This window comes from Desulforegula conservatrix Mb1Pa, assembly GCF_000426225.1.
In the GTDB taxonomy this organism is placed as follows: domain Bacteria; phylum Desulfobacterota; class Desulfobacteria; order Desulfobacterales; family Desulforegulaceae; genus Desulforegula; species Desulforegula conservatrix.
In genome coordinates, this window is the sequence record NZ_AUEY01000109.1 from 1 (window position 1) to 9150 (window position 9150).

Consider the following 9150-nt stretch of genomic DNA (forward strand, 5'->3'; position numbering starts at 1 on the left):
ATAGTTCCGGCCTTTACCGACGCCTGATGGTGACACTTGTGGCATTGGTACAGATCTCTTGATTTGAGCTCGCAAAATTTCGAACCGCCGCAATTCGGACAACTAAAACCATGCGGCCATCTAAGTCTGAATAATGAGTCTTGGCACTTATCTTCGGTCCCATATTCGGACAGGAATTCGTGAATACTCTTTCCTTTTTGAAATTGGATCATATTTTTTGCCATGCTACACCTCCATCATATCTGGATAATCTTTCACATGCCTTAAGATAAGCATGGCGGAGTAAAAATGGTAATCAAAATAATTTATGCCCAAGAGTTTTATATGTGGGAAGACGCAATTTTTAAATCAATTGGCCTTGACCATGGATTTACACGCTTTGTTATTGGAATAGGCACATTGGTTGCATTTGTAATAATTGCAATAAAAAAGAGGTACAGTAATAGGCGGAAAAACTTACTTGATTAATACTCGTTCAGCCAACAAGCCGCCCATGCCGACGCCGGGGAGCTGCGTGGGCTTAACCAGCAAAGCGGCGGCGCGGCATACCTTTCCGTTGTAACTCCGGGCAAATTCTGTCTTTTCAGGTGTCCGGCATAAAATGCTTTCGCTCTGGCGACGTTTTCTTTGAATTCAGCGTTGCCAGCGTTTTTGGCCTCCAGGCCACTGTTTCAAAAAGATCAAAAATAGTTTAAACCGCTGCTTTCGTTTGGCAATGCTTTATCAATCGATTGGCAGCTTTATTAATAAAATCGAGCTATGTCTGTTTTTAAGCCGCTTCGGCGAGTTACAACAAGTCTCTCATGCCGACGCCGAGGGCCTGCGTCGCTTGACCCAAGCGCAGCGGCGGCGCGGCATAGCTCTCCGTTGTAACTCCAGGCAATATATTACTTTCAGGTGTCCGGCAAAAAAAGCTGTGTATGAAAAATAATACAGTAGAAGCATTTCGGACTGGATTTCTATGTGATTGCAAATTATTATCTATTCGAATATCAGTGAGCTCCTTTACTGAGGTAATTGGATGAGATTGATCACTCTGTCAACAATAAGTTGACAGCTGTCAACTTTTATTTAATATTGGAGAGTGTCTAAGTGCATCAGACCGCACCGAGAAAGCCGTACTACCCATTAAAAGAAGTTAAAGAAAAAATTCGGTGCGGACATTTTGATATCAACCAAAATGCACTTGATGATGCTCGGGATATTTTCAATTGGGGACCAGAAAAGATTAAACAATGCCTTTTGAAATTAAATGATAGAGATTATGCTATCGACATAAATAAGAATCATTTTTTCAAGAAGGAGCCACATCGGCATATTCCACATACGATGATGGATTATTATAAAGCAAAGAATATTATGGACGGTGAAAGTGTATATACTCACTTTTACATCAGGCAAAATGATGGAAAAGTTGTTATTAGTAGTTTTCATGAGCTTGATTAGAATAAGAAAGGACATTTGAGATGTTGTGCGATCTTTGCAACGGAAATAGATCCATAGTAATCGGCGGTTTGTCCTTTAAAAGCAGACCTCTTGGTACAATTTATGTGCCGAGCATACGATATTCAAAATGTCGTGATTGCGGTGACGTTTCAATTGATTTTGAAGAGACAAAAAAGATAAATGCTTATATTCAAAAAAAGGAATCAGAAGCTATTTATTCACTTCCAATAGGTGAGTTTATATCATCGAACGAAGCATCTATTATCCTTGGAAAAACAAAACAAGCACTCAGCAAAGATTCTCGTATCAAAAGAGGTTTTATTTACTACGTGGTTATTGATGGCAGGAAGTTGTATCACAAAAAGTCTGTAGAAGAATTCAAGCGTACTGGGAAAGACGGCAGAATCAATATTCAATCTAAAATTGGGGCAGAAAAGACATTGCGTCAGAACAAATCAAATATTACTGTGTCCTATCCACATATTATGTCAAATAATTTCTTGCGAGAAAGATCAATGCATACAGGCTCAAAAGAAGTATTTTCTAAAAGTATAAAAAAAAACAAAATAGCTTCAGCACATTGTAAATTAGCTAATTGTTAAAAGGGAATAAATATGACAACAAAAAATCTATCTGACAACATAAAATATAGTAATATACCTACAGCTTTTACAGATGGCGTAAATATAGCTTGTCGTGTAGACGGCTCCCTGCTCCTCCAATTTATTTCACAAACACCTGATGTTTGGCTTGAGAATTTTAGAACTGTAATGGGTAAGGAAGAAATAATTGAATTAATAAATGACCTCGCGTCAGCAATAGATTACTACCCTGTTAAAATAGATGAGTCGCAAAAAAAGAAAAAAGTTAGTACCAAGAAAACGACTGAGTAAAATGCATAAGTTAACTAATTATGGTATGAGAGAATATGAACTCACTCTAAAACGACACACCAAAGTTGCTTTTTTATTTAATTATCAACGAACGAATTACCGAAACTATAATTTGAGCATAGACTATGCCAGCATGAAAAAGCCCCCACTCCCAATCAAACTAGCGCTGTTGTGACTCTCCGGGTATTTTGTGTATTATCCGATTCCAGTATATATGGCTTTCGCCCTGTCGATGTCTTTATTAGGCCAACGTTGCCGTCGTTTTTGGCCTTCGGGCCGCAGTTTCAAAAAGACCATAACTCGATAAACACCTGTTTTAGTAGAGTAATGCCTTATCAATCGTTTGGCAGCTTTATTAATAAAACCGAGCTATGTCACTTTTTTAGCCGCTTCGGCGAGTTACAACAAGTCTCTCATGCCGACGCCGAGGGCCTGCGTGGGCTTACCAAACACAGCGGCGGCGCGGCATAGCTCTCCGTTAGCAAGTGGTTCTTTGGCAAGTTGCACTGGCTCTCTGGCATTTTTTCCAGCGGTTTTGTTGTTTCGGCTTTATCGCCAATCCAGCTCAGTTTAAAGTTATTGGCTTTTCCAGCTCAAAGGCTTGGGTTCAGCTTCAGGCTTTTTGGCGGCGCCCTCCATGTTTTGCAGCGGCAGGTTTTCACCAGCTTTTGCAAAGGCAACTTGGCGACTCATTCGGGGTTTGGTGTTTTCCAGCTTTCTGGCTTTGGCAATTTTGTTGTTTTGAATTTCTCAAGCTTCATCAGCGGCAACCATTCTCCAGTTTTTGGAAAGTCTGGTTTTCTCCGGCAATTGCAAAAGTAGTCTGGTAATTCATTTGGGTTTCGCTGCTTTCTTGTTTTTATGTTTTGGCCGGGTAGCGTTTTTTGCAATCGTTGCCCAATTTTACTTTGAAATCAGGCGTTGTTTTCACCTCAACGCTGTTGTTGCTAACAAGTCGCCCAAGCTGACGCCGCCACGCACCGATTTTTCCAGTAGGGCAGTTGCGGCGCAGCTTAGCTCGCCGTTGGCATGCTGAGGCTTTGCAGTCGTTAACCCGGTACTTTTTAGTTGGCAGTTTTATAGCTTTGATGCTATCGCCAATTTTAGCATTGTTGAAGTGAATGGCTTTTTCCAATATGTGGCTAAGAGTCAGGCTTTTGACTTTTCAGTAGTTTCTCCAGTCATTCAGCGACAGGTTTTCACCAGCAATTGCAAAAGTAATCTGGCAACTCATTTGGGTTTTGCTGTTTTCTGTTTTTATATTCTGGCAGGGTAATTTCAGGTCGTTGGTTGCCCTAAACTGTTTAATAGTCTGGCATTGTTTTTTCAACCGCAGTGCCAACAAGTCGCCCAAGCTGACGCCGACACGCACCGATTTTTCCAGTAAAGCAGCGGCGGCGCAGCTTAGCTCACCGTTATGCTTTTAATACATCAAAAAAAATATGAAGATATCTGATTTAAAAAGAAATTTAAAAGAGGCAACAAAGGAAGATCTCATTAAGGATATTGTTGACCTATTCAACAAAAATCCTTTTGTAAGAGAGTTCTATTCGATGAAATTCTGTAACGATAGCAGCTTATCGATTCTTATTAAGCATAAAGACATTATCGAAAATGAGTTTTTCCCAAAAAGAGGCCATGGTAAGTGTAGATTGTCCGTAGCTAAAAAGGCAATAACAGAATTTAAAAAATTGTCTGAAGATAAAAAGTCAATCGCGGATCTGATGATTTTTTATGTCGAAATGGGCGTGCAATTTACTGACAATTATGGAGACATTGATGAACCCTTTTATTTAAGTATGGAAAGCATGTATGGGCGAGCATTAAAATTTATAGTAGACAACAATCTTATTGATGATTTTAATGTTCGGTGCTTAAAAATAGTAAATGACACTAAAGACATGGGGTGGGGATTCCATGACCAGCTATATGAGACATATTATAGCCATATCAATAAATAAAAAAATACTCGCAACGGTCAGTTACTAAAAGTGGAAATTGCATAACAAGTCGCCCAAGCCGACGCCGACACGCACCGATTTTACCAGTAAAGCAGCGGCGGCGCGGCTTAGCTCACCGTTAGGCATATATGCAGATTACTGTTACTTTATTCATAACAAAAAATGAAATCTTCAATTTGTTGAAAAAGCAGACGGATAAGCACGATCTGTATTTTGCGATTGTCAAATATTGGCCAAATTTTGAAGTAATCCATCTGCACAGTTGGGAGCAGTTTTTAGAGCAAGATCAAATTCATAATCCACGTGAATTATGGATCGACATCAAACCAATTGAAGTTAACTGCAATGGTCAAAGAGATTGTTGCGATAAGAATACAAATAGATTATCTTTTCAATTCCCTCATATGAAGGAAAATGGGCTTTGTGAAGGTATGCTCGGCACTATGTGCGAGGATGAGGTTATACTTAAAAAATGGAAATCCGTTTTAAGGTTTTTCCAGAGCAAAACAACTGCTGGAATGTGGATGCAAAATCCACACAATAATGCAAAAGGTTTCTACAAGCATCTTCGCTACTCACCAGAAATTAAAAAACTGCACGAAAATGGTCTTAATCTTTTGCCAATTGCGGGATGGAATATGGTATACATTAATGAACCTGCCTAACAAGTCGCCCAAGCTGACGCCGACACGCACCGATTTCACCAGCAAGGCAGCGGCGGCGCAGCTTAGCTCACCGTTGGCATGCTGAGGTTTTGCAGTCGTTAACCCGGTACTTTTTAGTTGGCAGTTTTATAGCTTTGATGCTATCGCCAATTTTAGCATTGTCGGAGTGAATGGCTTTTCCACTATATGGCTAAGAGTCAGGCTTTGGACTTTTTAGGAGTTTCTCCAGTCATTCAGCGACAGGTTTTCACCAGCTTTGCAAAGGCAGCTTGGTAATTCATTTGGGTTTTGCTGTTTTCTGTTTTTATGTTCTGCCAGGGTAGCTTCAGGTCGTTGGTTGCCCTAAACTGTTTAATAGTCTGGCATTATTTTTTCAACCGCAGTGCCAACAAGTCGCCCAAGCCGACGCCGACACGCACCGATTTTTCCAGTAAAGCATCGGCGGCGCGGCTTAGCTCACCGTTATGTGTTTGAATACAAAATTTATGTCTAAAAATACGATGTATTACTTATCTGGCGAAGAAATTTTAATCGGTGATATAGTTAATTTTAGTGGATGCATTGGGGAAATAGTTTTTGTTGTATCTTCAAGTCAGTTCAGCAAATTATATCCTGAAAACTCATGGCAATGCTTAGAGACTGGCTTTGGAGTAAAAACTGAAAAGTATGGGTTGGTGCACCAAATAAAACCAGATGAAGATTTGGTTTTTATTCGACGTAATAATCAAAACACATAACCAGTCGCCCAAGCCGACGCCGACACGCACCGATTTCACCAGCAAGGCAGCGGCGGCGCGGCTTAGCTCACCGTTATGAAAATATATGAATACTGATAAAGAAGAAATTTTAGAAAAAGTATCAGATTATTGCTTTGAGCAACTTGATGAAGCTAAAAATGATCCTTCATGTTTGAAAATTCCAGTTCAAACGGTAATCGCTATCTACTCTGCTCAGGGAATAATTGACAATGGGAGTTTTCAATATTTTTTTGAAAGTGATTTCCCACAAACTCCACCATATTCTTTTTTTTCAGATGCATATCGAAGAATTGGTGCAGACAATGTAGCGAGAAATATAGACCAAGCTGTTGAGTTGTTTGGTTTTCCAGAGCCACATCTTAATATCGATAAACGAAAAGAATTCTTAGAACAAAGAATGCATGAAGATTGTTTGTTTCATAAACTCGGTGATGAAGCCTGTGGGGATGAATCAGTCTGGAGAAAACTTGCAGATTATGTAATCGAAAATATGGAAGAGTTTGATATTTCATAACAAGTCGCCCAAGCCGACGCCGACACGCACCTATTTTTTCAGTAAAGCAGCGGCGGCGCGGCTTAGCTCACCGTTATAGGATCAAGTATGAAAAAAATTTTGTGCTTAATCATTATTATTATTTCTTTTAGTGGAACAGCTTTCCCCTGTGATTTTATCTACAAAATCAAGAAAACAGAATTGGAAAATTATCCAATTTTATCATACATCGACATAAATGAAGAAACAGTAGCATTTTATATATATCTTAAAGATGAAGGCAATTTTAAGGGAATTGAGTCAGCCGCAATTCAAATTTTATCCCCAAATGATAACCAACTGCAATTTGGTAGTGGCTTGATAATGAATCAAGATTCGGAAAAAAAGATATTAACCATAGGTTCTTTAGAAATAAATAAAAAATTGATTTCATCCGCAACGCTATTCATTAATGCTTATCAATTGGATAAGACTTCAACTGGTTGGTTTTCGCAATCTATACATTCAAGTGTTTTTGAATATCAAATTCAACTACAAGATATTTATAATAATTTTAAAAGTAAGGAAAATGCCTACACAACTCATTCCATTTACAACAAATACAACGATGACACTCTAAAAGCTTTTATTGAAAAAGAATTTAAAATGAAAAGAGGTCATGATCTATAACAAGTCGCCCAAGCCGACGCCGACACGCACCGAATTCACCAGTAAGGCAGCGGCGGCGCGGCTTAGCTCACCGTTAGCTTCCCTGGTGGGAATTCCGGTTTTCTGGTTTTCCCCGTTTTTTTAGCTGAGCGTTTCGAGTTTTTGAAGTTTTCGCCTGATTCGGCGCAGCCAAATTTTATGGCTTTTTCTGGTCGGCGGCTCAGGATTCGGCTTTGGGCTTTTTCAGGGAATTTCACCAGCAAAAGCAGTGGTAGGTTTTCTCCAGTCAATTTCGTTGGGAAATCTTCTCCAGCCTCTGCAAAGGCAACTATTCACCAGCCAGAGCAGGGTATCCTGAAAATTCGTTTGGCTTTGCCTTTTTCTGATTTTCATGCAAGGGTTTTTGCAGTGTTTTTTTGGGGGTTCTTGAATTTTTCAGAGCTAACAAGCCGCCCAAGCTGACGCCGGATTTTATGCTGCGGCTTATCCTGCTTTTGTTGCCGGCGCAGCTTAGCTTCACGTTAGAAAAGGAATTGACATGATTGAAACAGTTATTAGTAATATTAAATGGATTTTTTCTGGAGTAGGTGTACTTTTTCTTGGATATTTTATTAACAAAAAAAGAAAACCTCGACCTAATATTAAAGTTTCAACAAAAGGTAAAAACAGCCCCGGTATTGTTAACGGAGATTATAATGTGAATGAAAAAAAATACTATAAACGTTGAAACACAAGGTGCCAATAGTCCTGGTATTGTTTTTGGTGACTATAACCAAACATCGATAATATCCGACATCGAAAAAAAACTACTTACTTTTTCTAACTTTTACAATTTATTTAAATCATTTAAAACAGTATTTAAACATTACTTTGACAATATTAATATTAATATTTCAGATATCTCTGATAGATACTTTTCTCACGATTTAAGCATTGGGCAACAAATTTCTATTAAAGGATTTTTATCTAAGTACTTGCCAACATACAGGAGCAAATTCTATACTCCATTTAGCAACAAAACCCGTGACATAAAAATTAATGTAATCACCAACAGGGTTTCATGGAAAGTAGAGTCATTTCAGACACAATTACCTGTCCAGGTGTTCCCTCCTGTAATCATAGATGGCAAACAAAATTGGATATATTTTCTATACCCAGAAGATATGTCCTCGTTTTTGATGGCACAAGATAACACCAAAGTTTCAAAATTTAATAAGGATCAAGAAGCAATAGATGATGTTTTCAAAATTTCTTCTGTCCATCAACCTCTATTAGTTATTTCAAATATAAATTTAGCTAACGAGATAGAACGTATTGTCAAGATTACTGGAACATTAAGTTGTATTGACGAAGATTTATCAAATATATTCTTAGATGATTTTTCTCAAACTCAAAGAACTATATTATTCAATTCATTCAGGCCGTTTAACGAGGATAGAACTTCTCTATGTCTTGATTTAAGAGATTCACATAGAAGTCGAATTTCAACATTCCATTCACTGGAGTCTCTGCCAGCATTAATATATGCCGAATCACACTTTGAAAATCTTCCGATAGAAAATGAATCTTTTATAAAAATTATGGGTGAATCTTTACCCAAGGCTTTACCTACAGGTCTATATTGGCATAGCTTTAACTCTCCCAATATTTTCAATGGTTCCTGTGACTCAAACGTTTCAATTTCAACATCAGATCACGTAAACTATTCGTACTCCATTCAAACCGACCTGAAAAATAGAACTGTTTTTTCACAAAACCTAAGTGAACTTCATATGTTCATAAATTCATTTAGGCAAAATGCTCAAAACAAAATGAAAAAAATTTCGCCAAAAGAAATCAAGAACCATTTTGATTTTGTGTACGATTATTCAAAATCAAAACTCTTCCACCCTGAAGGTGTCTTGGTATCAAAGGAAATCCAATCAATTCTTAAAAAAAACGAACATTGTAGTGAAACAATTGATTGGATGAAGAATGTTAAAGGTTAAGGGATCCTCTAAAAATCAAAAATATATTACTATATAAGTAATAATATGATATATATAAGCCAAGTTAACTCATTTATATGGAGAGTAAATTAGATAATGAAGCAGCTTGGCTTATTTGACTGGAAAGAACGTTATACAAGGATAGACAAGAATGGAGACCCATTGGTTGAACTAAACAGGGTAATTCCGTGGGAAAATTTTCGTTTAATTCTGAGCAATACGTTTAAGAGGGTCAAAAAGAGCAATGCAGGCGCAAAACCTTACGATGTTGTGCTTATGTTTAAAGTGCTGATTTTAC

14 protein-coding genes and 1 pseudogene are annotated in these 9150 nt (G+C 38.0%); 13 read left to right on the top strand and 2 right to left on the bottom strand.

All coding sequences use genetic code 11. The features are described from left to right. The coding region (locus tag K245_RS0119750; protein WP_027360572.1) for a transposase at positions 1-224 on the bottom strand (224 nt) is incomplete at its 3' end. A 64-nt stretch (positions 225-288) separates the two neighbouring features. Between K245_RS0119750 and K245_RS0119755 the strand changes: the two genes are divergently transcribed. The 5 genes from K245_RS0119755 to K245_RS0119780 all read left to right on the top strand — a co-directional run bounded on the left by K245_RS0119755 (position 289) and on the right by K245_RS0119780 (position 3161). Next, complete coding sequence (locus K245_RS0119755) at positions 289-468, top strand: hypothetical protein (RefSeq protein WP_027360573.1); 180 nt, start codon at positions 289-291, stop codon at positions 466-468. A 624-nt stretch (positions 469-1092) separates the two neighbouring features. Next, the gene (locus K245_RS0119765; protein ID WP_027360574.1) at positions 1093-1446 is read left to right on the top strand and encodes a type II toxin-antitoxin system MqsR family toxin; all 354 of its coding nucleotides are present in this window, start codon (positions 1093-1095) and stop codon (positions 1444-1446) included. A 20-nt stretch (positions 1447-1466) separates the two neighbouring features. After that, positions 1467-2048, top strand: coding sequence for a hypothetical protein (locus tag K245_RS0119770; RefSeq protein WP_027360575.1), 582 nt, complete (start codon positions 1467-1469; stop codon positions 2046-2048). Positions 2049-2060: 12 nt separating this feature from the next. After that, positions 2061-2339, top strand: a complete 279-nt coding sequence (locus K245_RS0119775) for a hypothetical protein (RefSeq protein ID WP_027360576.1) — start codon at positions 2061-2063, stop codon at positions 2337-2339. A gap of 501 nt (positions 2340-2840) precedes the next feature. Continuing rightward, positions 2841-3161, top strand: a complete 321-nt coding sequence (locus K245_RS0119780) for a hypothetical protein (RefSeq protein WP_027360577.1) — start codon at positions 2841-2843, stop codon at positions 3159-3161. Between the two features lie 37 nt (positions 3162-3198). Here K245_RS0119780 and K245_RS27885 read toward each other — a convergent pair whose 3' ends face one another. After that, entirely contained in the window at positions 3199-3474 is a 276-nt protein-coding gene (locus K245_RS27885; RefSeq protein WP_156906858.1) for a hypothetical protein, read from the bottom strand. A 307-nt stretch (positions 3475-3781) separates the two neighbouring features. On the opposite strand from K245_RS27885, the gene K245_RS0119790 reads away from it, so the two are divergent. From K245_RS0119790 to K245_RS28405, 8 genes and pseudogenes are all read left to right on the top strand, one after another. Next, positions 3782-4300, top strand: a complete 519-nt coding sequence (locus tag K245_RS0119790) for a DUF6155 family protein (protein ID WP_027360579.1) — start codon at positions 3782-3784, stop codon at positions 4298-4300. A 128-nt stretch (positions 4301-4428) separates the two neighbouring features. Beyond that, the gene (locus K245_RS0119795) at positions 4429-4965 is read left to right on the top strand and encodes a hypothetical protein (protein WP_027360580.1); all 537 of its coding nucleotides are present in this window, start codon (positions 4429-4431) and stop codon (positions 4963-4965) included. Positions 4966-5450: 485 nt separating this feature from the next. Next, positions 5451-5702, top strand: coding sequence for a hypothetical protein (locus tag K245_RS28135; protein WP_198013943.1), 252 nt, complete (start codon positions 5451-5453; stop codon positions 5700-5702). Positions 5703-5787: 85 nt separating this feature from the next. Further along, positions 5788-6237, top strand: a complete 450-nt coding sequence (locus K245_RS0119805; RefSeq protein WP_027360582.1) for a DMP19 family protein — start codon at positions 5788-5790, stop codon at positions 6235-6237. 87 nt (positions 6238-6324) lie between these two features. After that, entirely contained in the window at positions 6325-6885 is a 561-nt protein-coding gene (locus K245_RS0119810; protein WP_027360583.1) for a hypothetical protein, read from the top strand. Between the two features lie 517 nt (positions 6886-7402). After that, positions 7403-7591, top strand: a complete 189-nt coding sequence (locus K245_RS25620; protein ID WP_035277756.1) for a hypothetical protein — start codon at positions 7403-7405, stop codon at positions 7589-7591. Next, positions 7566-8852 (top strand): hypothetical protein, encoded by a 1287-nt coding sequence (locus K245_RS0119830; protein WP_027360585.1) that lies wholly within the window; start codon positions 7566-7568, stop codon positions 8850-8852. Before K245_RS25620 ends, K245_RS0119830 begins: the two co-directional genes overlap by 26 nt. Positions 8853-8948: 96 nt before the next feature. Continuing rightward, positions 8949-9150: pseudogene (locus K245_RS28405) on the top strand (IS5/IS1182 family transposase); the annotation flags it as partial.